The organism is Streptomyces sp. SX-6, from assembly GCF_059089585.1.
Map to the genome: position 1 here is coordinate 38907 of NZ_JBTHHU010000036.1, position 25826 is coordinate 64732.

Annotated in this window: 24 protein-coding genes and 1 pseudogene; 17 read left to right on the top strand and 8 right to left on the bottom strand. The window is 70.9% G+C overall.

The annotated features are described in order from the left end of the window. The first annotated feature begins 53 nt into the window (after window positions 1-53). The 5 genes from ACV530_RS30750 to ACV530_RS30770 all read left to right on the top strand — a co-directional run bounded on the left by ACV530_RS30750 (window position 54) and on the right by ACV530_RS30770 (window position 5385). The gene (locus ACV530_RS30750) at window positions 54-1052 is read left to right on the top strand and encodes an ABC transporter permease (protein WP_494335941.1); all 999 of its coding nucleotides are present in this window, start codon (window positions 54-56) and stop codon (window positions 1050-1052) included. Then, on the top strand, window positions 1049-2143 hold the full coding sequence (locus ACV530_RS30755; RefSeq protein ID WP_494335942.1) for an ABC transporter ATP-binding protein: 1095 nt from the start codon (window positions 1049-1051) through the stop codon (window positions 2141-2143). The genes ACV530_RS30750 and ACV530_RS30755 overlap by 4 nt, the downstream gene beginning before the upstream one ends. Before the next feature lie 13 nt (window positions 2144-2156). Then, window positions 2157-3173: an ABC transporter ATP-binding protein gene (locus ACV530_RS30760; RefSeq protein ID WP_494335943.1), complete on the top strand. Its 1017-nt coding sequence runs from the start codon at window positions 2157-2159 to the stop codon at window positions 3171-3173. Window positions 3174-3256: 83 nt separating this feature from the next. After that, window positions 3257-4690, top strand: a complete 1434-nt coding sequence (locus ACV530_RS30765) for a M1 family metallopeptidase (RefSeq protein ID WP_494335944.1) — start codon at window positions 3257-3259, stop codon at window positions 4688-4690. 29 nt (window positions 4691-4719) lie between these two features. Then, window positions 4720-5385 carry a trimeric intracellular cation channel family protein gene (locus tag ACV530_RS30770; protein ID WP_494335945.1) on the top strand — a complete coding sequence of 222 codons (666 nt, stop codon included), beginning with the start codon at window positions 4720-4722 and terminating at the stop codon, window positions 5383-5385. Here ACV530_RS30770 and ACV530_RS30775 read toward each other — a convergent pair. Then, window positions 5382-5810 (bottom strand): carboxymuconolactone decarboxylase family protein, encoded by a 429-nt coding sequence (locus ACV530_RS30775; protein WP_494335946.1) that lies wholly within the window; start codon window positions 5808-5810, stop codon window positions 5382-5384. The genes ACV530_RS30770 and ACV530_RS30775 overlap by 4 nt on opposite strands. An 87-nt stretch (window positions 5811-5897) precedes the next feature. Here ACV530_RS30775 and ACV530_RS30780 point away from each other — a divergent pair, with 87 nt between their 5' ends. Then, entirely contained in the window at window positions 5898-7067 is a 1170-nt protein-coding gene (locus ACV530_RS30780) for a cysteine desulfurase family protein (protein ID WP_494335947.1), read from the top strand. A gap of 244 nt (window positions 7068-7311) precedes the next feature. Here the strand turns inward: ACV530_RS30780 and ACV530_RS30785 are convergent. The 5 genes and pseudogenes from ACV530_RS30785 to ACV530_RS30805 form a co-directional block, all read right to left on the bottom strand. Then, window positions 7312-7941: pseudogene (locus ACV530_RS30785) on the bottom strand (CocE/NonD family hydrolase C-terminal non-catalytic domain-containing protein); the annotation flags it as partial. Further along, window positions 7862-8596, bottom strand: coding sequence for an ABC transporter permease (locus tag ACV530_RS30790; protein WP_494335948.1), 735 nt, complete (start codon window positions 8594-8596; stop codon window positions 7862-7864). The gene ACV530_RS30790 and the pseudogene ACV530_RS30785, both read right to left, overlap by 80 nt. A gap of 26 nt (window positions 8597-8622) precedes the next feature. Beyond that, window positions 8623-9510, bottom strand: a complete 888-nt coding sequence (locus ACV530_RS30795) for an ABC transporter ATP-binding protein (protein WP_494335949.1) — start codon at window positions 9508-9510, stop codon at window positions 8623-8625. A gap of 63 nt (window positions 9511-9573) precedes the next feature. Beyond that, window positions 9574-10257 carry a response regulator gene (locus ACV530_RS30800; RefSeq protein ID WP_494335950.1) on the bottom strand — a complete coding sequence of 228 codons (684 nt, stop codon included), beginning with the start codon at window positions 10255-10257 and terminating at the stop codon, window positions 9574-9576. After that, window positions 10250-12298, bottom strand: coding sequence for a GAF domain-containing sensor histidine kinase (locus ACV530_RS30805; protein WP_494335951.1), 2049 nt, complete (start codon window positions 12296-12298; stop codon window positions 10250-10252). The genes ACV530_RS30800 and ACV530_RS30805 overlap by 8 nt, the downstream gene beginning before the upstream one ends. 268 nt (window positions 12299-12566) lie before the next feature. On the opposite strand from ACV530_RS30805, the gene ACV530_RS30810 reads away from it, so the two are divergent. The 4 genes from ACV530_RS30810 (at window position 12567) to ACV530_RS30825 (ending at window position 19099) form a co-directional block, all read left to right on the top strand. Then, a complete protein-coding gene (locus tag ACV530_RS30810; protein ID WP_494335952.1) occupies window positions 12567-13703 on the top strand; it encodes a radical SAM protein in 1137 nt (378 codons plus the stop codon). A 76-nt stretch (window positions 13704-13779) separates the two neighbouring features. Beyond that, window positions 13780-16230: a class III lanthionine synthetase LanKC gene (gene lanKC, locus ACV530_RS30815; RefSeq protein WP_494335953.1), complete on the top strand. Its 2451-nt coding sequence runs from the start codon at window positions 13780-13782 to the stop codon at window positions 16228-16230. Window positions 16231-16497: 267 nt separating this feature from the next. Continuing rightward, entirely contained in the window at window positions 16498-17868 is a 1371-nt protein-coding gene (locus ACV530_RS30820; protein ID WP_494335954.1) for a family 2B encapsulin nanocompartment shell protein, read from the top strand. Beyond that, complete coding sequence (locus ACV530_RS30825; protein WP_494335955.1) at window positions 17855-19099, top strand: SufS family cysteine desulfurase; 1245 nt, start codon at window positions 17855-17857, stop codon at window positions 19097-19099. Before ACV530_RS30820 ends, ACV530_RS30825 begins: the two co-directional genes overlap by 14 nt. 32 nt (window positions 19100-19131) lie before the next feature. Here the strand turns inward: ACV530_RS30825 and ACV530_RS30830 are convergent, their stop codons facing one another. Beyond that, window positions 19132-19512 (bottom strand): STAS domain-containing protein, encoded by a 381-nt coding sequence (locus ACV530_RS30830; RefSeq protein WP_494335956.1) that lies wholly within the window; start codon window positions 19510-19512, stop codon window positions 19132-19134. A gap of 538 nt (window positions 19513-20050) precedes the next feature. Here ACV530_RS30830 and ACV530_RS30835 point away from each other — a divergent pair. From ACV530_RS30835 to ACV530_RS30855, 5 genes are all read left to right on the top strand, one after another. Continuing rightward, the gene (locus ACV530_RS30835; protein WP_494335957.1) at window positions 20051-20215 is read left to right on the top strand and encodes a hypothetical protein; all 165 of its coding nucleotides are present in this window, start codon (window positions 20051-20053) and stop codon (window positions 20213-20215) included. Window positions 20216-20237: 22 nt separating this feature from the next. Further along, on the top strand, window positions 20238-20531 hold the full coding sequence (locus ACV530_RS30840; RefSeq protein ID WP_494335958.1) for a Dabb family protein: 294 nt from the start codon (window positions 20238-20240) through the stop codon (window positions 20529-20531). A gap of 303 nt (window positions 20532-20834) precedes the next feature. Beyond that, on the top strand, window positions 20835-21635 hold the full coding sequence (locus ACV530_RS30845) for an RNA polymerase sigma factor SigF (RefSeq protein ID WP_494335970.1): 801 nt from the start codon (window positions 20835-20837) through the stop codon (window positions 21633-21635). Between the two features lie 189 nt (window positions 21636-21824). Continuing rightward, window positions 21825-22658, top strand: a complete 834-nt coding sequence (locus ACV530_RS30850; protein ID WP_494335959.1) for an RNA polymerase sigma factor SigF — start codon at window positions 21825-21827, stop codon at window positions 22656-22658. A gap of 39 nt (window positions 22659-22697) precedes the next feature. Further along, window positions 22698-23201: a hypothetical protein gene (locus tag ACV530_RS30855; RefSeq protein ID WP_494335960.1), complete on the top strand. Its 504-nt coding sequence runs from the start codon at window positions 22698-22700 to the stop codon at window positions 23199-23201. A 22-nt stretch (window positions 23202-23223) separates the two neighbouring features. On the opposite strand, the gene ACV530_RS30860 is transcribed toward ACV530_RS30855, so the two are convergent. Then, the gene (locus ACV530_RS30860; RefSeq protein WP_494335961.1) at window positions 23224-23442 is read right to left on the bottom strand and encodes a hypothetical protein; all 219 of its coding nucleotides are present in this window, start codon (window positions 23440-23442) and stop codon (window positions 23224-23226) included. Window positions 23443-23599: 157 nt separating this feature from the next. Between ACV530_RS30860 and ACV530_RS30865 the strand changes: the two genes are divergently transcribed. Together ACV530_RS30865 and ACV530_RS30870 are read left to right on the top strand one after the other, a co-directional pair. Beyond that, on the top strand, window positions 23600-24052 hold the full coding sequence (locus ACV530_RS30865; protein ID WP_494335962.1) for a MarR family winged helix-turn-helix transcriptional regulator: 453 nt from the start codon (window positions 23600-23602) through the stop codon (window positions 24050-24052). Window positions 24053-24146: 94 nt separating this feature from the next. Next, window positions 24147-25703 (top strand): DHA2 family efflux MFS transporter permease subunit, encoded by a 1557-nt coding sequence (locus ACV530_RS30870; RefSeq protein WP_494335971.1) that lies wholly within the window; start codon window positions 24147-24149, stop codon window positions 25701-25703. The last annotated feature ends 123 nt before the right edge of the window (window positions 25704-25826 follow it).

Here is a 25826-nt window from a genome sequence, read left to right on the forward strand (position 1 = left end):
ACGTGGTGGTCCGGGGGCCGTGAGTCCCCCGGACCACCACCGGGCCGACCGCAGTGTTCGCATACATCGTCAGGCGGCTGTTCGCCGTCATCGTGATGCTGCTCGTGGTCACCCTGGTGACCTTCGGCATCTTCTTCGCCATCCCCAAGCTCACCGGAGCCGACCCCGCCGCCATGTACGTCGGCAAGCAGGCGGACCCGGCGTCCATCGAGGGCATCAGGCAGAAGCTCGGGCTCAGCGACCCGATCCTCGTGCAGTTCTGGCACTTCATCAGCGGGATCTTCGCCGGCCGCGACTACACCGGGGGCGGCACCACCACGCACTGCGCGGCGCCGTGCTTCGGCTACTCGTTCAAGACCGAGCAGGACGTCTGGCCCGTCCTGACCGACCGGCTGCCGGTCACACTCTCGCTCGCGGGCGGGGCATGCGTCGTCTGGCTGGTCGTCGGCGTGGGCACCGGTGTCGTCTCGGCGCTCAAGCGCGGCTCGAGGCTCGACCGCGCCGCCATGACCACCGCACTCGCGGGCGTCTCGCTGCCGATCTACTTCACCGCGCTGCTCTCGCTGTCGGTCTTCAGGTTCAAACTCGGCTGGATCGACTCCGAGTACACGGACTTCACCGAGGACCCGGCGGCCTGGTTCAACTCGCTCGTCCTGCCGTGGGTCACGCTGGCGTTCCTCTACGCGGCGATGTACGCCCGGCTCACCCGGGCCACCATGCTGGAGGTCCTCGGCGAGGACTACATCCGCACCGCCCGCGCCAAGGGGCTGACCGAGCAGGTCGTCATCGGCAAGCACGCCATGCGCTCGACCATGACCCCGGTCCTCACCATCCTCGGCATGGACCTCGGCGCGCTCATCGGCGGCGCGATCCTCACGGAGACCGCCTTCAGCCTGCCCGGCCTGGGCCAGGCCGCCGTCAAGGCGATCGGTGAACGCGACCTGCCGATCATCCTCGGTGTGGTGCTCATCGCCGCGACCGCCGTCGTCCTGGCCAACCTCGTGGTGGACCTCCTGTACGCCGTGATCGACCCCCGAGTGAGGCTCGCATGACCACCACACCCGAGCCCGTGCCCGGGTCCGCGCCCGGGGACGGCACCCCCACCGCCTATCTGGACGTACGCGACCTGCGCATCCACTTCCCGACCGACGACGGCCTGGTCAAGTCCGTCGACGGCCTCTCCTTCCGGCTGGAGAAGGGCAGGACGCTCGGCATCGTCGGCGAGTCCGGCTCCGGCAAGTCCGTCAGCTCGCTGGGCATCATGGGCCTGCACACCGTCGGCCAGTACGGCCGCCGCAAGGCCCGCATCAGCGGCGAAATCTGGCTGGAAGGCCGGGAGTTGCTCACCGCCGACCCCGACGAGGTGCGCAGGCTGCGCGGCCGCGAGATGGCGATGATCTTCCAGGATCCGCTGTCGGCCATGCACCCCTACTTCACCATCGGCGCCCAGATCGCCGAGGCCTATCGGATCCACCACGACGTCGACAAGCGGGCCGCCCGCAAGCGCGCCGTCGAGATGCTCGACCGGGTCGGCATCCCCCAGCCCGACCGCCGGGTCGACGACTACCCCCACCAGTTCTCCGGCGGCATGCGCCAGCGCGCGATGATCGCCATGGCCCTGGTCAACAACCCCGCCCTGCTCATCGCGGACGAGCCGACCACCGCCCTGGACGTGACCGTGCAGGCGCAGATCCTCGACCTGATCCGCGATCTGCAGAAGGAGTTCGGCTCCGCGGTCATCGTCATCACCCACGACCTCGGCGTGGTCGCCGAACTCGCCGACGACATCCTGGTGATGTACGGCGGCCGGTGCATTGAGCGCGGACCGGCCGAGCAGGTCTTCAACGAGCCCCAACACCCCTACACCTGGGGCCTGCTGGGCTCCATGCCGCGCATCGACCGCGAACAGACCGAGCGGCTGATCCCCGTCAAGGGCTCCCCGCCCAGCCTGATCAACGTGCCGTCCGGCTGCGCCTTCAACCCCCGCTGCCCGTACGCCCACCTCCCCGAGGGCGACATCACCCGCACCGAGCGGCCCGAACTGCGCCTGGTGCCGGGCGGGGAGACGCACTGGTCCGCCTGCCACCTGCCGCACGAGGAACGGAAGCGGATCTGGACCGAAGAGATTGCGCCGAAGCTATGACGGAGCCGAAGCTATGACGGATGAGAAGGCGAGCATGGAGCCCCTGCTCAAGGTCGACGGCCTGGTCAAGCACTTCCCGATCACCAAGGGGCTGCTGCGCCGCCAGGTGGGCGCGGTGCACGCCGTCGACGGCATCAGCTTCGACGTACGCGCGGGGGAGACCCTGGGCGTCGTCGGCGAGTCCGGCTGCGGCAAGTCGACCATGGGCCGGCTGGTCACACGGCTGCTCGAACCCACCGGCGGAACCGTCGAGTTCGAGGGCCGGGACATCTCGCACCTCGGCGTCGCCGGGATGCGCCCGCTGCGCCGCGACGTCCAGATGATCTTCCAGGACCCGTACTCCTCGCTCAACCCGCGGCACACGGTCGGCACGATCGTCGGCGCCCCCTTCCGGCTCCAGGGCATCACGCCCGAGGGCGGGGTGAGGAAGGAGGTGCAGAGGCTGCTGGAGCTGGTGGGCCTCAACCCCGAGCACTACAACCGCTATCCGCACGAGTTCTCCGGCGGCCAGCGGCAGCGCATTGGCATCGCCCGGGCTCTCGCGCTCAAGCCGAAGCTGGTGGTGGCCGACGAGCCCGTCTCCGCGCTGGACGTGTCCATCCAGGCCCAGGTGGTCAACCTGCTGGATGACCTCCAGGACGAGCTGGGCCTGACGTACGTCATCATCGCGCACGACCTGTCGGTCATCCGCCATGTCTCGGACCGGATCGCGGTCATGTACCTCGGCAAGATGGTGGAGTTGGCCGACCGCCAGTCCCTCTACACCGCCCCCATGCACCCGTACACCAAGGCGCTGCTCTCCGCGGTCCCGGTGCCCGACCCGAAACGGCGCGCGAAGCGCGAGCGCATTCTGCTCAAGGGCGATGTGCCCTCGCCGATCTCCCCGCCCTCCGGCTGCCGCTTCCACACGCGCTGCTGGAAGGCGACGGACCTGTGCAAGCAGCAGGAGCCGCCGCTCGCCGAGCTGGCGACCGGCCACCAGGTGGCCTGCCACCATCCGGAGAACGTCCCTGCGGACGTGAAGACTTGATAAAGGCATGTGCATGAAGTGCATGAAGTGACAGGAGTGGGCAGAGATGTGCGAGTCCGCAACGGCCTTCGAAAGGACGGCAGATGGGACTCGCACCCTCCCGCTCGTTCAGAACCCGCTCCACCAAGCTCCTGGCCCTCGCCATCGCGACGGCCTCCGCGTGCACGATCGCGGCGGGACCCGCATCCGCCGACCGGCACCACCCGACGCCCGGGGCGCCCGGCATCGGTGACACGTACTTCCCGAACCTCGGCAACGGCGGCTTCCACGTAGGCCATTACGACCTCGACGTCGCCTACGCCCCCGACACCGGGCGGCTCGACGGCCGGGCGACCGTCCACGCACAGGCGACCCAGGACCTCTCCTCCTTCGACCTCGACCTCCAGCAGCTGACCGTCCGGTCGGTCGAAGTGAACGGCAGGCGGGCCTCCTTCACGCGCAACGGCGACGAACTCGTCATCAAGCCCCGGCACGCGCTCTACAAGGGCCACAAGTTCACCGTCACCGTGAAGTACGACGGCATACCCCAGCCGCTCAGCGGCCCCATCATCTTCGGCTCCAAGTACGGCTGGATGAAGACCAAGACCGGCGTGTTCGTCGCCTGCGAACCCAACGCCGCCTCCACCTGGTTCCCCTCCAGCGACCACCCGTCGGAGAAGGCGACCTTCGACATCACCATCAAGGCCCCCAAGGGCCTCACCGCCGTCTCCAACGGCCGGCTGATCTCCACGCGCAACCGCGGCGCCAGCACGGTCACCCACTGGCGGGAGAGCAAGCCCATGGCGACCTACCTCGCCACCGCCACCATCGGCAAGATGGACGTACGGACCGGCCGGACGCCCGGCGGCATCCCGATCTACACCGCCATCGACCCGACCCTGCCGAACAAGAACAAGGTCGACGTCTACGGCGTGACCGCCGAGGTCACCGACTACTGGTCGAAGATCTTCGGCCCGTACCCCTTCGAGGAGACCGGGGCCATCGTCGACGACATGCCCGACGCCGGCTTCTCCCTGGAGGTCCAGAGCAAGCCGATCTACTCCGCCGTCCGGTCCGAGACGACGATCGCCCACGAGCTCGCCCACCAGTGGTTCGGCGACTCGGTGTCCGTCCACCGCTGGAAGGACATCTGGCTCAACGAGGGCTTCGCGACCTACGCCCAGTGGCTGTGGGACGAGCACAAGGGCAAGCGCAGCGCCCACGACTCCTTCCGGCGCGCCTACGACGGCATCAAGGCCGACGCCCCGTTCTGGAAGCAGGACATCGCCGACCCGCAGCGTGACACGATGTTCTCCAACGCCGTGTACGAGCGCGGCGCGATGACGCTCCAGGCACTGCGGGAGCGGATCGGCGACCGGGCGTTCTTCAAGCTGCTGCCCCTGTGGACCACGCAGCACCGCTACGGCAACGCCGAGACGGCCCAGTTCGTCGCGCTCGCCGAGAAGGTCTCCGGCAAGCGGCTCGGCGACCTCTTCCACACCTGGCTGTCCACCCCGTCCAAGCCGTCCCTGCCGTAACCATTGTCCGGCGCACGTAAGAATGTCGCGTGCTCTCCGATCTGTTCAGCCCCTCCGTCCAGCACTGGCTCGACCTTGCCGGCATCTTCGTCTTCGCGATTTCCGGCGCGCTCCTCGCCGTCCGGAAGAACTTCGACGTATTCGGCATGGCGGTGCTGGCGGAGGTGACGGCGCTGGGCGGCGGGCTGTTCCGGGACCTGGTCATCGGAGCCGTGCCGCCCGCCGCCTTCAGTGACCTCGGCTACTTCCTCACGCCGCTGGTCGCCACCCTGATCGTCTTCTTCCTCCACCCCGAGGTCGAGAGGATCACCACGGCGGTGGGGGTCTGCGACGCGGCCGGGCTCGGCCTGTTCTGCGTCACGGGCACGGTCAAGGCGTACGCGTACGGCCTCGGCCTCACCCAGTCCGCCACCCTCGGGCTGGCCACGGCCGTCGGCGGCGGCGTGCTGCGCGACGTGCTCGCGCACGAGGTGCCGTCGCTGCTGCGCTGGGACCGGGACCTGTACGCCGTCCCCGCCATGGTCGGCGCCGCGCTCACCGCGCTGCTGATCCGCTTCGGCGCCTTCGACGGCTCCACCAGCGGGATCCCCGTGCTCACCGCCTTCGTGCTGCGGCTGCTCGCGATGCGCTACCACTGGCGTGCGCCGCGCGCCTGGCACCGGCGCAGCGCGGCGGTGAAGGTGGAAGAGGCCTAGCTCTTCGCGGGCATGGGCAGGAGCCCGCGCTCGGCGAACACCTTCTTCGCCACGAAGGTGGCGTTGAGCGCCTTCGGGATGCCGCAGTAGACCGCCGAGTGCAGCATCGCCTCGACCACCTCGGTCGGGGTCAGCCCCACGTTCAGGGCACCGTTGACGTGCACCTCGAGCTGCGGCTCGCAGCCGCCGAGGGCGGTCAGCATGCCGAGGGTGACCAGCTGCCGGTCGCGCGGTGCCAGCTCCGGGCGGGCGTAGATCTCGCCGAAGGCCCAGGAGACGATCTGGTTGCCCAGCTCGGGGGAGATGTCGGCCATCGCGTCCACGACCCGCTGCCCGGACTCGCCGTCCACCTGCTCGAGGATCTCCAGACCGCGCTCGAACCGGGCGTTCTTCTCGTCGTTCTTTTCGCCGTTCATGTTGCTCATGACGTGAACGGTAGGAGTTGGAGCTCACTCCAAGGCAAACCCGCCGGGGACTGGCCTCGCGAGCCGGCTCGTAGAATCGTGCCCACCATGGCCTACCTCGACCACGCCGCCACCACTCCGATGCTTCCGGAGGCGGTGCAGACGATGACTGCCCAGCTCTCCGTCGTCGGCAACGCCTCGTCGCTGCACGCCGCGGGCCGGCGCGCGCGCCGCACCGTCGAGGAGGCACGCGAACGGCTCGCGTCCTCGCTCGGCGCGCGGCCCAGCGAGGTCGTCTTCACCGCCGGCGGCACCGAAGCCGACAATCTCGCCGTCAAGGGGCTGTACTGGGCGCGCCGGGCCGCCGACCCGGCCCGTACGCGGGTGCTCTCCAGCCCGGTCGAGCACCACGCGGTCCTGGACGCCGTCGACTGGCTCGCGACGCACGAGGGCGCGACGGTCGAGTACCTGCCCGTCGACGCGTACGGCCGGGTGCACGCGGACGACCTGCGCGAGGCCATAGCCCGCAATCCTGGTGATGTGGCGCTGGCGACCGTCATGTGGGCCAACAACGAGATCGGCACGGTCATGCCGGTCCGCGAACTGGCCGACGTCGCCGCCGAGTTCGACGTCCCCCTGCACGCGGACGCGGTCCAGGCCTTCGGCCAGCTCGACGTCGACTTCGCCGCCTCCGGGCTGGCCGCGATGACCGTCAGCGGCCACAAGATCGGCGGCCCGTACGGCATCGGCGCGTTGCTGCTCGGCCGCCAGTACGCGCCTGTGCCGCTGCTGCACGGCGGCGGGCAGGAGCGGCATGTGCGCTCCGGCACGCTGGACGTGCCGGCCGTCGCCGCCTTCGCGGTCGCGGGCGAGCTGGCCGCGGAGCGGCGCGAGGACTTCGCGCGGGAGGCCGGTGCGCTGCGGGACGAGCTGATCCGGGGCGTGCGGAAGTCCGTCCCGGACGCGGTGCTCGGCGGCGACCCCGATCCGGCGGGGCGGCTGCCCGCGAACGCGCACTTCTCCTTCCCGGGCTGCGAGGGCGACTCCCTCCTGCTCCTGCTCGACGCCCAGGGCATCGAGTGCTCGACGGGCTCCGCCTGCACGGCCGGCGTCGCCCAGCCCAGCCACGTCGTCCTCGCCACGGGCACGGACCGCGAGCTCGCGCGGGGGACGCTGAGGTTCTCGCTGGGCCATACGTCGACGCGGGACGACGTCTCGGCCGTCGTCAAGGCCATCGGCCCGGTGGTCGAGCGTGCGAGGAGCGCGGGGCTGAGCTAGGGGGTCGCTGCGCCCCGGCCCCGCCCTCTCCCCGTCTCCCGGGGCTCCGCCCCCGGACCCCGTTTCGGGGGCGAAGCCCCCGGGCCCCCGAAACCGCGCTCCGCGCGGTTGTCCTCAATCGCCGGACGGGCTGGAAAATCAAGCCCGTCCGGCGCTTGAGGACGAGCGGCGAAGCCGCGACAAGCGGGGTCTGGGGCGCAGCCCCAGGAGACGGCGAGAGGGCGGGACCGGGGCACAACCACCCCTACCCCACCACCCGCACCCACGACGCCCGCACGTCATCGTGCCGGATCCGGTATACCGCCGGCGCCGCAACCGCATCCGCCCCCGCCCCGTACCGGGGCTGCCCGACCCCCGAGAGTTCCAGGCGCACCCGGTGGCCGACCCCGAAGGTCGCACCCGGCGTGCGCAGTTCGGCCCGAACCGAGCGCTCGGCCGCAGGGCCCACGCTGCGGAGGACCGCCGTCGCGGCGGCGACCGCACGGCCGTCGGGGCGGACGTCGACGAGGGCGGCCAGGAGCCGGCCCTCGGCCACCGAGGAGCGCAGGTGCAGTAAGACCTCCGCACCGGCGGCCGGGACAACGCCGGCCAGCGGTGCGGAGGTCCAGCACAGCACGTCCTCCCGCAGCTCCACCGGCCGCCGGTCCGCACCGGCCGGCAGCTCCGGCACCGGGCTGTACGGGTCGTGGTAGAGCACGTCCGACGGCTGCCCCCCGCCGGGACGGGCGGGGAGCAACCGCCCGTCCCCCGAAGCGCTTTGGGCCGCGCCCCCGCTGTGCAGGAAGTACAGGGTCTCAGGCAGCCGCACGGGCACCCCTGCGGTAGCCGAGGACCGCGAAGGCGGCAGCGACGGCCAGCCAGCCCGCCAGCACCGCGACGGCGACCGCGTGCGGCGCCCGCCCGTTCGCCGCGTCCAGCGCGAGCTCGGCGTAGCGGCTGACCGGGGTCACCCGCGACACCTGCTGGAGCCAGTGCGGCAGTTGGCTCGCCGGCATCCACAGACCGCCGACGACCGACAGGATCACGTACCCGGCCACCGAGGCCGCCTGGGCGATCTGCGGGCGCAGCAGGTAGCCGACGCCCAGCGCCAGCAGGGCCATCGGCGCGACGCCGAGCCACAGCACGAGCATCGTCGTCAGCCACTCCACCGGCGTGTGCCGCACGCCGTACCCGCACGCGCCGGCCAGCTGCACGGCCAGGATCGGCGGGATCGCGCCGAGCATGCCGGTCACGGCACGCACGCCCACCACGCGGGCGGGCCGCATCGGGGTCAGCCGCAGCTGGCGGAGCCAGCCGTGCGCGCGGTCCTCGGCGATGCCGCTGCCGCTGTTGAGGACGGCGCCCATGGCGCCGAACGCGGCCATCGTGACGGTGAGATAGGCGAGCGTGTCGTCGTGATGGCCGCCCTTGGCGTTGTTGGCGAGGACCAGGTACATCACCACGGGGGTGACCAGACTGACCATCAGGAAGCCGGTGTCGCGGCGGAGCCGGGTCGCTTCGAGGCGCAGGTAGCCGAGTGCCATGTTCATGAGGTGAGTTCCTTGGGAGAGAGTGATCAGGCGGCGGTGAGGGCGACGAACGCGTCCTCCAGTCCGGCGCCCGTCACCTCCAGTCCGCGCACGGGTCCCAGCGCGGCGAGCGTCGCGTCCGCGTCCGCGGTGCGCAGGCGGATCCGGCCGCCCCGCGTCTCGACGTCCAGCACTCCGGGGAGCGAGGCGAGGTACGAGCACGGCATCCCCGGGTCGGCGAAGGAGACGATCCGGCCGGACGCGGCCTGCTTCAGCTCGGCGCTGGTGCCGTCGGCCACCAGCCGGCCGCGGTCGACGACGACCACGCGGCCGGCGTTGGCGTCGGCCTCCTCGAGGTAGTGCGTGGAGAAGACGATCGTCCGGCCCCGGGCCGCGTACCGCCGCAGCGCGGCCCACAGTTCGCGCCGGGCCTCGACGTCGAGGGCGGCGGTCGGCTCGTCCAGCACGAGCAGTTCGGGGTCGCCCGCCAGCGCCATCGCGAACCGGACGCGCTGGGCCTGGCCGCCCGAGAGCTTGTCGACCCGCTTGCGGGCGAGCCCGGTGAGGTCGGCGGCCTCGAGGATCTCCGCGGTCGGCAGCGGGCGCGGGAAGGTGTTGCGCACGAAGCCGATCAGCTCCGCGACCGTGACCCGGGAGACCAGGCCGCCCTCCTGCATCATCGCGCTGACCCGCCCGGTCGCGGCCGCCTCCCGGGCGGAGGTGCCGAAGATCTCGACGCGGCCCGCGTCGGGTTCCAGCAGCCCGAGCATCATCGCCACCGTGGTCGACTTGCCGGCGCCGTTGCGGCCGAGCAGGGCCACGATCTCGCCGCGCCGGATCGTCAGGTCCAGCCCGTCGACCGCCGGGGTGCTGCTGCCGTCGTAGGTCTTGCGCAGTCCCGTCAGCCGGACCGCCGCCGCTTCGCCGTTGTTCATGCCCTCACTGTCGAGGGGCCCGATGGCAGGGCGATGGCAGCCCAGTGGCAGAAAGACCTGCGGCTAGCGGCGCTCCTCCGGGGCGTGCCGCAGGTAGGCCAGGACGGCGCTGACGCGCCGGTGGAGCTGGGGTTCCTCGGCCAGGCCGAGCTTGGCGAAGGTCGAGTTGACGTGCTTCTCGATCGTCGACTCGGACAGGGTCAGCGACTCGGCGATGGAGCGGTTGGTCTTGCCCTGGGCCATGTGCCGCAGCACGTCGAGCTCGCGGCGGGTGAGGGCCGCGAGGGGCGCGTCCGCGGCGCGGGAGTGGCTGCCCATCAGCACCTCGACGATGCGGGGGTCGACGACGGAGCGTCCGGCCTTGACCTCGCTGAGGGCGCGCAGGAGTTCGTCGAGCTCGCCGATGCGCTCCTTGAGGAGGTAGGCCAGGCCGTCCGTACCGCGCCGGAAGAGCTCGAACGCGTAGTTCTCGTTGGCGTGCTGGGAGAGCATGACGACGCCGATGCCGGGGTGGCGGGCGCGGATGGCGTGGGCGGCGGTGATGCCCTCGGTGTGGTGGCTCGGGGGCATGCGGATGTCGGCGATGACGACGTCCGGTTTCAACCGGTCGACGGCGTCGAGGAGTTCGGTGGCGGTGCCGACCGCGGCGACGACGTCGACGTCGCCGGTGTCCTCGAGCAGGCGGCGGGTTCCCTCGCGTACGAGGTAGTGGTCCTCTGCAATGACTACGCGCAGCGGTTCAGGCACTGGCTTCCTCCCGGACTCGTTCCATCAGTCTGGCGTGGACGGTGGTCCCGGCGCCGGGCAGGCTGGTAATTGCCAGGGTGCCGCCGACGGCCTCGATCCGGTCGCGCATGCCCGTGAGCCCGGAGCCGTGCGCGGTGCCGGCGGGCAGGCCGACGCCGTCGTCGTGGACGTCGACGAGCAGCCAGCCGTCGCGACGTGTGAAGCGGATGGTCACGCGGCCGGCGGCGGCGTGCTTGAGCACGTTCGTCAGCGCCTCGGACACCACGTAGAACGCGGACTCCTCCGTCTCGACCGCGAAGCGGACCCCGTCGAGGGTCTCCTCGCTGTGCACCGTGACGGGAATCGGCATCCGGCGCGCGGTCGAGGTGACGGCGGCGACGAGCCCCTGGTCGGTCAGGACGGGCGGGTGGATGCCGTGCGCGACCTCGCGGAGTTCCTCGATGACGCGTACGGCGTCGTCCTGGACCTCGGTCAGGGTCGCGTGGATGTCGCCGCCCCTGCTCAACTGGTTGCGGGCGAGCCGCAGTTTGGCGACGAGCGCGACGAGCTCCTGCTGGATGCCGTCGTGCAGCAGCCGCTCGATGCGCCGCCGCTCGCCGTCCTGGGCGTGCAGGATCCGGGCGCGGGAGGCGTCGAGCTCCGCGGCCTGCCGCTGCGTCTCCTCCACGCGCATCGAGAGCTCGGCGGCGAGCCGGACGTTGTGGACGGCGAGGGCCGCCTGTCTGGCCAGCGTCTCGACGACGTCGTGGTCCTCGGGCGTGAACCGGCGGTCCGTGCGCGGCCCGTACTCGATCACGCCGAGGACCTCGTCGCCGAACCAGAGGGGCTGTTCGCCCCGGGGGCCCGGCGAGCTCTCGCCCGCCGTGCCGACCGCGCAGGGCGCCTCCTCGGCGCCCAGCGAGACCCGCACCCAGCGCAGGTTGAGGCCCTCCTTGAGGCTGGCCGCCAGCTGGGGGGCGAGCCGCTCGAGGTCGTAGGCGTGCTCGAGGGTGGTGCCGAACTGGACGAGCAGCTCGAAGCTGCTGAGCCGGCTGCCGAAGACGCGGCGCTCGGCCAGCCGGTTCAGCCGCGTCCGCAGCGGCTGGAACAGGACCATGGCCGTGACCGCGATCGGCACCGCCAGCCCGATCGGGAGGTACTGGCCGGCGGTCATCCCGAGGGCCACCGCCATGCCCAGGTACCAGCTGTTGATGATCAGCCACAGCGTCCCGTGGACGACCGAGGGCCGGATCCCGATGTCCACGCCGAGCAGCCGGTGGCGGAACGTCGCGTAGACCACGAAGAGGGCGATCAGCACATAGGGCAGGGCACCCAGCAACGACCCGGTGAGGTAGAGCAGTCCGTCGTCGCCCTGCCAGGTGCGGAACAGCCGGGAGCAGGCCCGGGCCGAGAAGACGGCGGCCCCCGCCACCGCGACCGGCAGCAGCCGGGAGACGTCGGGCTGCCCGGCGGCCCGGGCGCGCAGACAGCGGACGATCAGCAGTACGCAGCCCAGCGCCGGGAACCAGGCCTCGGGGTAGTAGAAGACCGCGAAGGCCACGTCGTCGCCCGGCATCCCGACGAGGGGCAGGGCGAGCGGCAGCGCCAACAGGGGCCACAAAGAACGCAGAACGCTGCGTTCACCCCGGTACCGGACATGGCCGTCTGGCAGTAAGGCGAGCAGCCGCACGAGCAGGACGCTCGCGGCGAGGTCCACCGTCTCGCTGCACACGAGGATGGCGAAGTGCTCGGCCGGCGGCAGGATGGCCTCTATGTCCTCCCGGTCCCATCCGACGTCCACGGAGAGGAACATTGCGGTGTAGCGGATGCCCATGCTCACCGACAGCAGAGTGCCGATGAGCAGCAGCCGCCGGGCGACCGGGTGCGACGGGGCGTGCCACCAGCTGAACAGGCCCGCGAAATAGCAGGGCACCAGGGCACCGAGAATCCACGGCAGGGTGTACCTGCTGGAGAGGTGGACTGTTCCCACCAGCCCGGACCAGACCAGACACAGCCCTCCGACCAGCGCAGCAATCCGCAGGGGCCAGGTCCGAGCGTTCACGCCGGTCATTATCGAAGTCCCGCACGGCAGGCGTCCAGAAGGGTCGCCGCAGACGCGTATGGAGGAAAACCTCCAGTGCGTTCTGGGGGTGGCCCTGGATCCCCGCACCAGTGGTGATGGAGCACACTCTGAAGCAGCGCAACGGGGGTCCGCAGCTTGACGAAGGAACCAGGGGTGCCGCGGAGCGGCGTGCCATCCCGAGGACCTTCGTCAAGCTGCGGCGCGTAGCAGTACGCGTAGTGCTTACGCGCTGAAGCCAAGGGGATCCATGAGCCTGCCCACCGGACCGGAGATCGTGGTCTGGGACACCACGTACGCATGTCCGCTCCGGTGTTCCCACTGCTACTCGGAATCGGGCCGCCGGCCGTCGCGGCAGCTGGCCCACGCGGACATGCTCCGGGTCACCGACGCCATCATCTCGCTCGGGCCGCGTGTGGTCGGGCTCTCCGGCGGTGAACCGCTCGGCGTCAAAGGCATCTTCGAGATAGCCGAGAGACTGAAGCGGGCCGGCGTGATCACGGCCGTCTACACCAGCGGCTGGAAACTGGCGCCCTGGATGCCCGGTGAACTCGCCCGGGTCTTCGACGAGGTCCTGGTCAGCGTGGACGGGGCGACGCCCGGGGTCCACGACCGGATACGCCGCCGCGCCGGTTCGTTCGACCGCGCCATGGCCGCTCTCGGCCAGCTCGACGACGCGGCCCGTGAACGGCGCCTCGGCGGCGGAGAGCCGCTGCGGTTCGGCATCGAATGCACCGTGGTGCGCGGCAACTTCGACCAGCTCGAGGCCTTCGGCTCGGACATAGCGCCCAGATTCCCCGAGTTAGGATCCCTCGCCTTCAACGCCGCCGCCCCCGCGGGCGCGGCCTCCACGCCGGACTTCGCCCGGTACGAACTCCTCGACGACGACCGGATCACCCGGCTCACGTCCCCCGAGCTCCTCGCCCGCATCGAGGAAGCCGCACCGCCCTCGGTGCAGATCTCCATCACGGACAACCGGTCCCTCGTGATGCACCCGGCCCGTATCGCCGCCGGACTCGATCCCCTCATGCTGCAGATCGAACCGGACGGCGCCGTCCGCGCGATGCCCGCCTACGAGGGCACAGTGGGCAGCCTGCTCGACGAACCGGCCGCGGAACTGTGGAAACGCGCGGTCGCCCGCTGGAGCGACCCCTTCGTCGTGGAAACGCTGACCCCGGTCCGCGGTATGCGCAGCTGGGCCCGGGCAGCCCGCCGCATCGACCAGCACTTCGGATCGGACGAGGTCCGGGCGAGAATCGCCCGGCGCACATCACCGACGAACAACGGATCGGGGGTGAATGAGATGCCGGAGATCCTCGAGCTCCAGGACATGGAGGAGGAGACCACCAGCCTGTGGCCCACCGTCAACGCCGCCGAAACGGAGTGACGACCGTCCACGTGCACGAGGGCCTGCCGGCGCCGGGACACGACCGGCGGCCGGCAGGCCTTTTGAGGAGTACCCATTGCTCGCCGAAGGCCATCTCGCCGCCGATCCCCTCTTCGCGGACACACCCGAACGCATCCGGGACTCGGACACCCTGTTCGTCCACGCACTCGCCCTGGCACCGCCGGGCTGGCACCGGTCGGAGCACGGCGGCTGGGTGCGGCTGTGGCCCGAGGACCCGCCGCTGCCCCCGCAGGGCTGGAAGATCCATATATCCGTCGTCGCCGCCGAGGTACCGCGCGCGGTCGACACGGTCTGGGACTACTGCGTCGCACGGTCGATCGCCTTCAAGTTCCTGCGCAGCGGCACCATGGCGAGCCTCGCCAACGGCAAGCAGGCACCGAGGACCGCCAGCGGCAAGGTGATCGCCGTCTACCCGCGCGACGACGCCGAGCTGGAACGCGCCCTGACCGACCTGTCCCAACTGCTGCGGGGCGTCCCGGGCCCGTACGTGCTGAGCGATCTGCGCTGGGGCGAGGGGCCGTTGTACGTCCGGTACGGCGCCTTCGACCTGCGGTACTGCTTCTCGCCCGGCGGGGCGTACGTGCCCGCGATCACGCGGCCGGACGGCGAGGCGGTCCCCGATGTGCGCGGCACCGTCTTCCGGGTCCCGCCGTGGGTGGAGGTCCCGCCGTGCGTCGCCGGGCAGTTGCGGGCCGCGCAGTCGGCCTCGTCCGGCGGGCTGCCCTACCGCGTGGAGAAGGCGCTGCGCTTCTCCAACGCCGGCGGCGTCTACCGGGCCGTCGACCCCGCCTCCGGGCGGACGGTGGTGCTGCGCGAGGCACGGCCGCACGCCGGGGTCGACGCGGACGGCAGGGACGCGGTGACCCGGCTGCGGCGCGAACACACCGTGCTGGCACGCCTGTCCGCCCTCGACTGCGTGCCGGGGGTGACCACCCTGAGCCGGCACTGGGAGCACCACTTCCTCGTCGAGGAGTTCGTCGAGGGCGAGACGCTCGAGGACGCGATCCTGCGCCGCAACCCGCTCCTGCGACCGGGCGCGGACGCCGAGGCGACGGCGGAGTACACCGCCTGGGCCTGCGCGGTGCTCGACCAGGTCGAGCAGGCGGTGGACCGGCTGCACGGCCACGGCGTCGTCTTCGGCGACCTCCAGCCCGGCAACATCCTGGTCCGCCCGGACGGCACCGTGTGCCTCGTCGACTTCGAGACGGCCTTCACCCTCGGCGAGGACGCCGCCCCCGCGCTGGGCACGGCCGGGTTCACCGCCCGGTGGGCACGCTCGGGAACGGCCGTCGACACGTACGCCCTCGCATGTCTCCGACTGGCTCTTTTCGCACCGTTGACACCGCTGCTGCGCCTCGCTCCGCAGAAGCACGAGCAGCTCGCCGGTTTCGTCGAGGAGCGCTTCCCGCTGCCGCCGGGCTTCGGCGAGCGGCTGCGGAGGAGCATCGCGCCGCCCGCCGCCGTGCCGCGGGAGACGGCACCGGCGTGGCCCGTGGACGCCAGCTGGGACGCGACCCTGGACGCGCTGGGCGAGGCGATCCTGCGCAGCGCGACCCCGGACCGCAAGGACCGTCTCTTCCCGGGCGACGTCCGGCAGTTCGACCACCAGGGCGCCGCGGTCGCGTACGGCGCGGCGGGCGTGCTGCACGCCCTGCACGTCACCGGCCGGTCCGGGCATCCGGACTTCGCCGGGCACGTCGACTGGCTGTGCCGGGCGGCCGAGCGCACCGCGTGGCCCCGGCCCGGCCTCTACGACGGGCTCGCGGGCATCGCGTACGTCCTCGACGAGCTGGGCCGACCGCAGGAGGCGCGGGCCGCTCTGGACCGGCTGGCCTCCATCGATCTGCGCCGCTGCGGCCCCGGGCTGTTCGGCGGGCTCGCCGGGATCGCCCTGACCCACCTGCACTTCGGGGACGCCGACGAGGCCGCGCGCATCGGCGAGCGGCTCGCGGCCATGCTGGCGGAGCCGGGCGGGGCGGGCGGGACGGGGCTGATGCACGGCTGGTCGGGACCGGCGCTGCTGTTCGCCCGGCTCTTCGCCGCGATGGGCGACCCGCGCCATCTCGACCTCGCCGACGCGGCGTTGGCCCGCGACCTCATACCGCAGGATCCGCCCGGGAGCGTCTGTCTGGAGCGGGGCTCCGCCGGCATCGCCATCGCCCTGGACGCCTGTCTGCGCCACCGCGAGAACCCCGGCCACACCCGGCTCCTCGAGCGCATCCGGTACGGCATGGGCGCGGAACTGACACTGTCCTCGGGGCTGTTCGGCGGGCGCGCCGGACTGCTGTACGGCGTCACCCGGTTCGGCGGCCCCGAGCCCGACCGGCGCCGCCACCTGCGGAACCTCGCCCTGCACGCGGTCCCGTACCAGGGGCTGCCGGCCTTCCCGCTGGAGGGGCTGCTGCGGCTCTCGATGGACCTGGCGACCGGCACGGCGGGCGTCCTGCTGGCCGTCCACGCCGCGGTGCACGACGAAGTCCCCTACGGTGCCCTGCCGTTGCTGTAAACAGAGCGTTTCCGGCCATCGACAGCCTGCGATGAAAATGGGTCATGCTCTGGTCCGGACCACAGGGGAGGGCGGTGTGCGAAGGCTCGTCCGCACCACCCCTGTCCCGGCCATATAAGCCGATGTATGGGACTGCTGCGCCTTCGGTTTCAGCCGTTTCTGGACTTCCCCCGGCCATACGCGACTTGTGGACGTTTCTCGGTGAGCCCACGATCTGCCTCGTCGCCGCGCCGACTGCACCGCGCGGTCCACCACGAGGAGGCCCCCATGAACGACCGTCTCACGCTCAGTCCCGATGCCGCACGGCAGTTGGCGACGACCACCAAGACCACCCCGCAGATGCGCGGCATCACGCCGCGCTACCTGCTGCGCGCCCTGCCCTGGGTGGACGTCGACTCCGGCGTCTACCGCGTCAACCGCCGCCGCACCTTCATCCTCGGCGACGACCGCATCAGCACCTACGAGGAGGGCGACGCCCACCGCGTCATCCCCGACGACCTGCGCGAACTGCCGTTCCTGCGCGAGGCGGACAGCGCATCGCTCGCCAAGCTGGCCGGCAAGTTCACCCAGGAGACCTTCGAGGCCGGCCAGCAGCTGGCGGGCGAGGGCGAGGCGTCCGACAAGCTCTGGATCCTGGTCGTGGGCCGCGCCGAGAAGCGGATGACCGGGAAGTACGGCGAGGAAGCGCTCCTCGAGGTCATCGGCGACGGCCAGTTCTTCGACGCCGGCTCCTGGGCGTGCGGCAAGGCGCTGCCCTTCGCCGTCAAGGCCCTCACCGCGGGCGTGGCCCTCACCGCCCCGCGCGCCGCGCTCGACGCGCTGTGCGGCAAGGACGCGATCATCCGGGCGGCCATCGACGCGTACGCCGCCGGACAGATGCCCGCACCGGGCGGCGAGGTGCCGGTCGACCTGGCCTCCGGCCACACCGGCGAGCCCGAACTGCCGGGCACCTACGTCGAGTACGAGGACGAGCCGCGCGAGTACCACATGAGCCTGGCCCAGACCGTGCTGCGCGTGCACACCCGGGTCTCCGACCTCTACAACGGGCCCATGGACCAGGTCCGTTCACAGGCCGGGCTGACCATCCAGGCGCTGCGCGAGCGCCAGGAGTCCATGATGCTCAACCACCCGGAGTTCGGCCTCCTCAACAACATCGCCCCGGGCCAGCGCGTCCAGACCCGCACCGGCGCGCCCACACCGGACGACATGGACGAGCTGCTGTCCAAGGTCTGGAAGCAGCCCGGCTACTTCGTCGCCCACCCCAAGGCCATCGCCGCGTTCGGCCGGGAGTGTACGCGCCGGGGCGTGCCCCCGGTCATGGACACCCGCTTCGGCAGCCCGCTGCTGACCTGGCGCGGCGTACCGCTGCTGCCCTCGGACAAGATGCGCTTCGCCGGCGGCGTCACCGACATCCTGCTGATGCGGACCGGCGAGGCCGAGCAGGGCGTGGTCGGCCTGCGCCCGTCGAAGGTGCCGGACGAGGTCGAGCCGGGCCTCGCCATGCGCAACATGGGCACGGACCAGAAGGCCATCACGTCGTACCTGATGACGGCGTACTTCAACACCGCGATCCTGGTGGAGGACGCCGCCGCCGTGCTCCAGAACGTCGAGGTGTCCAAGTACCATGACTACTCCTGAGGTTGAAGGCGGCGCCTTCACCCCGGAGCTGGCCCGCAAGGACGTACCGGTCCTGCACCGCACGGTGAACGGCAAGCCCCTCGTCTGGCTCGACAACGGCGCCACCACGCAGAAGCCGCGCCAGGTGATCGAGGCGCTCGCCGCCTACTACGCCACCGCCAACTCCAACATCCACCGCGGCGCGCACACGATGGCCCGGGAGGCCACCGAGGCGTACGAGGCGGGACGGGCGGCAGTGGCGGGCTTCCTGGGCGCCGGGTCACCGGACGACATCGTCTTCGCCCGCGGCACCACCGAGGCGGTCAACCTGGTCGCCCAGAGCTGGGGCAGGGCCAACGTCGGCCCGGGCGACGACATCCTGGTCGGGGTGCTGGAGCACCACTCCAACATCGTGCCCTGGCAGTTGCTCGCCAAGGAGACCCGGGCCCGCGTCGTCCCCATCCCGCTGCGCCCCGACGGGAGCATCGACCAGGACGCCTACGCCGGCCTGCTCTCCTACCGCACCCAACTCGTCGCGATCAGCCATGCGTCGAACACGCTGGGCACGGTCCCGCCGGTGCGCGACATGATCGCGCTGGCCCACCGGTACGGGGCCAGGGTGCTGGTGGACGGGGCCCAGTCGGTCGCCCACTTCCCGGTGGACGTGCGGGAACTGGACGCCGACTTCTACGCCTTCTCCGGCCACAAGCTCTACGGCCCCACGGGCATCGGCGCGCTCTACGGCAAGCCGGAGGTCCTCGCGGACATGCCCCCGTGGCAGGGCGGCGGCAACATGATCGACACCGTCGACTTCACCGGCAGCACCTTCGCTCCCGTACCGCACCGCCTCGAGGCGGGCACCGGGAACATCGCCGGGGTCGTGGGCCTGCACGCGGCGATCGACTGGCTGAGCTCGTTCGGCCGGAGCGAGGTCGCCGCGTACGAGGAGGCACTGCTCGAGTACGCCCGCAAGGCGCTCGCGACGGTGCCGGGGCTGGAGGTCCTGGGCTCCGCGCCGGAGCGGATCGCCGTGCTGACCTTCACGCTCGCGGGTCACGACCCGGTGGAGATCGCGCGGTGGCTCGACCGGGACGGCATCGCCATCCGGGCCGGGCACCACTGCGCCCAGCCCTCGCTGAGGCACTACGGCCTCGACAGCGCGGCGCGGGCCTCGCTCGCGCTGTACAACACCCCCGAGGAAGTGGATCAGTTGGCGGGCTCGCTGCTGCGACTGCGGGAGACCACCGCCTGACCCCTCCCCGTTGCCGGTCTCTCCCCTCTCTCCTATGCCGGGACGCTGCCGTCCCGGAAGCCGTGGGGGAGGCCGGCGACGGCCGGGAAGACGTCGAGCCAGCTGAAGGCCGCGCCGAGCCCGGCGATGCGCACCACCTTGGTCACCCGTGGCCCGCCCCGTACGACCCTCAGCCGCCCGCCGCACCGGGCCGCCCGGTCACGCGCCCGCAGCAACAGCCGCAGGCCGCTCGCGTCGAGAAACGTCACTCCGCGCAGATCGACGACGAGGTCGCGATGCCGCCCCGCCAGCGCCTCCAGCCGCGGAGCGAGCTCCTGTTCCGCCAAGATGTCGATCTCTCCCCGCAGTTCAACCATGACCGCTCCCCCCGCCACACGCTCCCGCATGGTGAAGGCGAGCTCGTACCCGCCCATGCGAACCTCACCGTTCTCCTTCTTCGCCGATCCACCGCACCGGACCACTTGTGCCTTTCCTGTGCCCCGGCGGTGGGCGCTTCTCACCTCCGTCGCATGGCCGTGACCCCAACTCTCCTGGAAACACAACGGGTTACGGGAACGCACAAAGCCCCGGCTCCGGCGCGGTGCGCGCGCCCGGAGCCGGGGCTTCGGCAAATCGCAGGAGGGGGAAGCGGCATCGGGGGGACAAGCCGCTTCCCCCATGAGGACACGACCAGAAGGCACGGACCGCGGTCAGGGGGGAAGCTCGCGGCCCGGACCCCGCAGAGAGGTCCATGTCCCAGGCCCTCGGGATTCCTGCCAGATCCGTCGGACACCCCCCATCCTCCGTCCACCGGACGGCCCCGCAGACGGGCTAAGGGCCCCGCTTGCAGGGCCTTAAGTCCTTAAAGGCCGTGTGAAGGGCCGCACAATCCGTTTCGTCCATACGTGCGGATAGACTCTCGCAGACCGCCAGGGGACGAGTGAGGACGGGCACAGGGGAGGCAGTTACGTCATGGCGCAAGCCAAGAAGGTCGTGTTCTGGGCCGTCGTCATCTTCGTGGGATACACGATCATCCACTCCCCGGCCCGGGCCGCCGAACTGGTGCAGATAGGGTTCCAGGGGATCTCGGACGCCGCCAAGAGCGTCGGCGAGTTCATGACCGGCCTGATCAAGTGAGTGCACGGAAGGCGGCAGCCCTGTGATTCGTCACCTCGTCCTCTTCAAGCTCGACGAGGGCGTCGACCGCGACGACCCGCGCGTGGCCGCGGGTGCGCGGGCGTTCGAGGAGCTGGGCGGGCTCATCCCGGAGCTGCGCTTCTGGGAGTGCGGCTGGAACATCTCGGACCGGCCGATCGCCTACGACTTCGCCGTCAACTCCGCGGTCGAGGACCGCGAGGCGCTCACGCGCTACCTCGAGCACCCGGAGCACCAGGCGGTCGCCGCCCAGTGGCGCGCATTCGCCACGTGGGTGATCGCCGACTACACCTTCTGAGCCACAGCGCCCGCACAGGCCCCTCGCCCCTACGGCGAGGGGCCTTTCTGGCCCCCAACACGACGTTATGCGGTGCTTGCACACAGTGGACATGTCTTGTGATGCTATGACCGCTTTTGACGGCCCTGACCGCGAAGGGGTGGTGTTGCCGTGCCGGCCCGAACAGCGCCCGAAGCCCCCTTCCGTCACCCCGAACAGAACGACCCGCAGGAGCACACGGACCCGCCCGAGGACTCCGGAGAATCCGGCGACTGCGGCGGCCCCGACGATTCCGTCGGTTCCGTCGGTTCCGACGGAACCGTCGTGGAGGAGCACGAGGACGGTCCCCGCACCCGCGAGAGCCGGGGCGCGGACGCCAGGGCGCTGACCCAGGTCCTCTTCAAGGAGTTCTCGGCCCTGGAGCCCGGCACTCCGGAGCACGCCCGCGTGCGCGCCGCCCTGATCGAAGCCAACCTCCCCCTCGTGCGGTACGCCGCGGCGCGTTTTCGCAGTCGCAACGAGCCCATGGAGGACGTCATCCAGGTCGGCACGATCGGGCTCATCAACGCGATCGACCGCTTCGACCCCGACCGCGGGGTGCAGTTCCCGACCTTCGCGATGCCCACGGTGGTCGGGGAGATCAAGCGCTACTTCCGGGACAACGTCCGCACCGTCCATGTCCCGCGCCGCCTCCACGAGCTGTGGGTCCAGGTCAACGGCGCCACCGAGGATCTGACGGTGCTGCACGGCCGCTCCCCGACCACGGCCGAGATCGCCGAGCGGCTCAGGATCGGCGAGGACGAGGTGCTCGCCTGCATCGAGGCGGGCCGCTCCTACCACGCGACCTCGCTGGAGGCGGCCCAGGAGGGCGACGGCCTGCCCGGACTGCTGGACCGGCTCGGCTACGAGGACCCCGCGCTCGCGGGAGTCGAGCACCGCGATCTCGTACGTCACCTCCTCGTCCAACTGCCGGAGCGCGAACAGCGCATCCTGCTGCTGCGCTACTACAGCAATCTGACCCAGTCCCAGATCAGCGCCGAGCTGGGGGTCTCGCAGATGCATGTGTCGAGGCTGCTCTCCCGGAGCTTCGCCAGGCTGCGGTCCGCAAATCGAATCGAGGCCTAACTCCTGTGGGGGACAACCCCCTCGATGTCATGGGGCAGATATGTCGACTTGACGCTACAGCGTGTTGCCGACATGTGACATTCTGCTGGAACTGCGTTTGCCACAGCGCAGCCTCCGGTATTCAGGTGGAGGCTGAACCCCTGGCGTAAGGGGGTTGCTGTGATCCGTCCGCGACCTCAAGGGGGTGGCATGTCCGTAGACCTGGGCAGCGCGAAGGTACTCGCCGCCGACGCACCTCACGCCGACATCGTCGACTGCGAAGCCATCGACACCCGCACCCTCTCCCGTTCCCTCTTCACACGGCTCGCCACGCTGGAACGGGACAGCGCCGAGCGCACCTACGTCCGCGACACCCTCATCGAGCTCAACCTCCCCCTCGTGCGCTACGCCGCGGCCCGCTTCCGCAGCCGCAACGAGCCCATGGAGGACATCGTCCAGGTGGGCACGATCGGGCTGATCAAGGCGATCGACCGGTTCGACTGCGAACGGGGCGTCGAATTCCCGACGTTCGCGATGCCGACCGTGGTCGGCGAGATCAAACGCTTCTTCCGGGACACCAGCTGGTCGGTCCGGGTGCCGCGCCGGCTCCAGGAGCTGCGCCTCGCCCTGACCAAGGCCAGCGACGAACTCGCGCAGAAGCTGGACCGGTCGCCGACTGTGCCCGAGCTCGCCGTGTGCCTGGGCGTCTCCGAGGAGGACGTCGTCGACGGCCTCGCCGTGGGCAACGCCTACACGGCCAGCTCGCTGGACTCCCCCTCGCCCGAGGACGACGGCGGCGAGGGCTCGCTCGCCGACCGCCTGGGCTACGAGGACACGGCGCTGGAGGGCGTGGAGTACCGGGAGTCCCTCAAGCCGCTCCTGGCCAAACTCCCGCCGCGCGAACGCCAGATCATCATGCTGAGGTTCTTCGCCAATATGACGCAGTCACAAATCGGCGAAGAGGTGGGCATTTCCCAGATGCACGTCTCGCGGCTGCTGACCCGGACGCTGGCGCAGCTGCGCGAAGGGCTCATCGCCGACTGAGAGCTGTACTGCTGACGAACCGTCAGCCACACTGGGGCGATGCGACGGATGACGTTCGTCTCCGCTTCGGCTGCCGCGCTCTGCCTGGGCGCGTTCCTCACAGGGTGCGGCAGCGGTGAACGCGAGGGCCGCGTCGCACTGCCGGACACCGGATCCGGGCCGGTACGGGTGCCTCCGACGGGGCACGTGGAGCTCGTACCGCTCCCCTCGCCATCCGTGGCCGCGGCCGCACCCGAACCCGGGCTCACCGTGACCGAGCCGCACCGCACACCCGGCGGACAGCGCTGGTGCGAGACGGTGACCCTGATCTTCGCCAACGCGGGCCGGGCACCGGTACGGACGGGCACCGTCATCCTGCGCACCCACGTCGTCGGGGCGCGCGGCGCCGAGCGTACGACGCTCACCTCGACCCGCCCCCTGCCCGCACCCATCGGCCCGGGCCGGGCGACCGAGGGGACCTGGCGGGTGTGCGCCGATGCCCGGCTGGTACCGCCGGGCACCCATGTCGAGACCAGGGACGCCTCGGTGGAGTGGAGCCCCTGAGATCTTTTACGGCTGAGGTTCTTTACGACACCGCGAGCCAGACCACCACGGCGACGACGGCGATCGCCGCGATCACGCCGACGATCAGGCCGGTGCGCGGCCCGGAGCCGGACGAGGGCGGGGCGGCCGGGGTCGCGGCGCGACGGCCGGGGGCACCCTCGTCGACGAAGGCACGGAACATCTGGGTGCTGCCCGCGGGGTCGTAGTTGCCCTCGGGGCGCTGCTGATGGGGGTTGGCCATGGGTCAGGACCCTAGCGAAGAGGGGTGCCCTCCCGCGCCCCCGGCCCCGGTTTCTCCACACCCTGTGACCCCTTGGCCAAATCTTTGCCCCCATTTCTTTGCCTTCAGCAACCAAATAATCCTATGGTTGCCCTAAGCAACCTAACCGGAGGATCCCTTGGCCGCTCATGAGCAGTACGAAGAGCTCGCCAAGCAGCTCGGCGCCATCGGCGTGATCAAGCGCGGCCTCAGCCGGACCCTCCCTGCGGACTGCCCCCCGACTTCGGCCATCCTGCTCTCGCTGCTCAAGCAGTACGGCGAGATGCGGATGAGCAGGCTCGCCGAGCTGATGGTCATCGACATGTCGGTCACCAGCCGCCACGTCACCCATGCCACCGAGCGCGGCTGGATCGACCGGCAGCCCGACCCGCTCGACAAGCGGTCGCGGCTGCTGCGCATCACCCCCAGCGGCGAGGCGCTGCTGGACGAGGTGTCCGCCCGTTACGCGGGTGCCCTCGCCGAGTGCCTCCGCGACTGGTCGGACGACGACGTGGCCCACATCATCGGCCTGCTCGCCCGCCTGCGCCTGGGCTTCGGCGAGCACGCCCGCTGCGTGACCGCCGCCCCCTGACCCCCGTACACCACAACACCCTCACTGGAAAAGGAACTTCATGGCCAAGACCACACCGTCAGGTGTGCGGGAGACCCAGCCCGACACCGCCCCGATGACGCACGGTCAGATCATGCGGGCCCTGTCCGGGCTGCTGCTCGGCATGTTCGTCGCGATCCTGTCCTCGACGATCGTCTCCAACGCGCTGCCGAAGATCATGCACGATCTGCACGGCAGCCAGTCCGCCTACACCTGGACGGTCACCGCCGCCCTGCTGGCGATGACCGCCACCACCCCGCTGTGGGGCAAGCTCTCCGACCTGTTCAGCAAGAAGCTGCTGGTGCAGTCCGCGCTGGTGATCTATGTGGCCGGCTCCGTGGTCGCGGGCCTGTCCCAGAACACCGGCATGCTCATCGCCTGCCGTGTGGTGCAGGGCGTCGGCGTCGGCGGTCTGTCGGCCCTGGCCCAGATCGTCATGGCCGCGATGATCTCCCCGCGTGAGCGCGGCCGTTACAGCGGCTACCTCGGCGCGACCTTCGCCGTCGCCACCGTCGGCGGCCCGCTGCTCGGCGGCGTCATCACCGACACCAGCTGGCTCGGCTGGCGCTGGTGCTTCTACGTCGGTGTGCCGTTCGCGGTGATCGCGCTGATCGTGCTGCAGCGGACCCTGCACCTGCCGACCGTGAAGCGGGACGTCAAGGTCGACTGGCTCGGCGCGTTCTTCATCTCCGCCGCCGCCACCCTGCTGCTGGTCTGGGTGACCCTCGCGGGCAAGAACTACGACTGGCTGTCCTGGCAGACCGCGGTGATGGTGGCCGGCTCGCTCGCGCTCGCCGCGATCTTCCTGATCATCGAGTCGAAGGCGGCGGAGCCGATCATCCCGCTGAAGCTGTTCCGCAACAAGACGATCGCGCTGAGCTCCGCCGCGAGCCTCTTCGTCGGTGTCGCCATGTTCACCGGCACGGTCTTCTTCTCCCAGTACTTCCAGCTGGCCCGCGGCAAGACCCCGACGATGTCCGGCGTCATGACCATCCCGATGATCACGGGCCTGTTCATCTCCTCGACCGTCTCGGGCCAGGTCATCACCAAGACCGGCCGCTGGAAGGTCTGGCTGGTCTCCGGTGGCCTCCTGCTCTCCGCGGGCCTCGGCCTGCTCGGCACCATGCGGTACGACACCCCGTACTGGCAGCTCGCCATCTACATGGCGCTCATGGGCCTCGGCATGGGCATGATGATGCAGAACCTCGTCCTGGCGGCCCAGAACCAGGTGGCCCCGCAGGACCTCGGCGCGGCCAGCTCCGTCGTGACCTTCTTCCGCTCCCTCGGCGGCGCGGTGGGCGTCTCGGCGCTCGGCGCGGTGCTGTCCACCAAGGTCAAGGACTACGTCGTGGACGGCCTGACCGCGCTGGGCCCGAAGGGCGCGGCCCTGGCCAAGCAGGGCTCGGGCGGCGGCATACCGGACATGAAGACGCTGCCCGCCCCGCTCCGCACGATCATGGAGAGCTCCTACGGACACGGCATCGGCAACGTGTTCGCGTACGCCGCTCCCTGTGCGCTGGCGGCCTTCATCCTGACCCTCTTCATCAAGGAAGTGGCCCTCAAGAGCCGCCCCGGCGCGCCGACGGCCGCCGGAGCCACCGAGGAGCAGGCCGCGGCGACCGCCTCGGCCTGACAGACCCCGACGGGGCGCGTGCACGAGCGGACACCGCCCCGTCGGCCCTCCGGGAGTCCCCCGCTCCCGGAACCGGAAGACCCCGGTGGAGACACGACGGCAGGGGACGGCCGTCGGACTCCG

Excerpts from the sequence above, each read along its gene's own strand:
- ACV530_RS30755 (WP_494335942.1), top strand. The coding sequence starts at position 1,049 with ATGACCACCACACCCGAGCCCGTGCCCGGGTCCGCGCCCGGGGACGGC.
- ACV530_RS30760 (WP_494335943.1), top strand. The coding sequence starts at position 2,157 with ATGACGGATGAGAAGGCGAGCATGGAGCCCCTGCTCAAGGTCGACGGC.
- ACV530_RS30765 (WP_494335944.1), top strand. The coding sequence starts at position 3,257 with ATGGGACTCGCACCCTCCCGCTCGTTCAGAACCCGCTCCACCAAGCTC.
- ACV530_RS30775 (WP_494335946.1), bottom strand. The coding sequence starts at position 5,810 with ATGAGCAACATGAACGGCGAAAAGAACGACGAGAAGAACGCCCGGTTC.
- ACV530_RS30780 (WP_494335947.1), top strand. The coding sequence starts at position 5,898 with ATGGCCTACCTCGACCACGCCGCCACCACTCCGATGCTTCCGGAGGCG.
- ACV530_RS30790 (WP_494335948.1), bottom strand. The coding sequence starts at position 8,596 with ATGAACATGGCACTCGGCTACCTGCGCCTCGAAGCGACCCGGCTCCGC.
- ACV530_RS30795 (WP_494335949.1), bottom strand. The coding sequence starts at position 9,510 with ATGAACAACGGCGAAGCGGCGGCGGTCCGGCTGACGGGACTGCGCAAG.
- ACV530_RS30810 (WP_494335952.1), top strand. The coding sequence starts at position 12,567 with ATGAGCCTGCCCACCGGACCGGAGATCGTGGTCTGGGACACCACGTAC.
- ACV530_RS30820 (WP_494335954.1), top strand. The coding sequence starts at position 16,498 with ATGAACGACCGTCTCACGCTCAGTCCCGATGCCGCACGGCAGTTGGCG.
- ACV530_RS30825 (WP_494335955.1), top strand. The coding sequence starts at position 17,855 with ATGACTACTCCTGAGGTTGAAGGCGGCGCCTTCACCCCGGAGCTGGCC.
- ACV530_RS30830 (WP_494335956.1), bottom strand. The coding sequence starts at position 19,512 with ATGGGCGGGTACGAGCTCGCCTTCACCATGCGGGAGCGTGTGGCGGGG.
- ACV530_RS30835 (WP_494335957.1), top strand. The coding sequence starts at position 20,051 with ATGGCGCAAGCCAAGAAGGTCGTGTTCTGGGCCGTCGTCATCTTCGTG.
- ACV530_RS30850 (WP_494335959.1), top strand. The coding sequence starts at position 21,825 with ATGTCCGTAGACCTGGGCAGCGCGAAGGTACTCGCCGCCGACGCACCT.
- ACV530_RS30855 (WP_494335960.1), top strand. The coding sequence starts at position 22,698 with ATGCGACGGATGACGTTCGTCTCCGCTTCGGCTGCCGCGCTCTGCCTG.
- ACV530_RS30860 (WP_494335961.1), bottom strand. The coding sequence starts at position 23,442 with ATGGCCAACCCCCATCAGCAGCGCCCCGAGGGCAACTACGACCCCGCG.
- ACV530_RS30870 (WP_494335971.1), top strand. The coding sequence starts at position 24,147 with ATGACGCACGGTCAGATCATGCGGGCCCTGTCCGGGCTGCTGCTCGGC.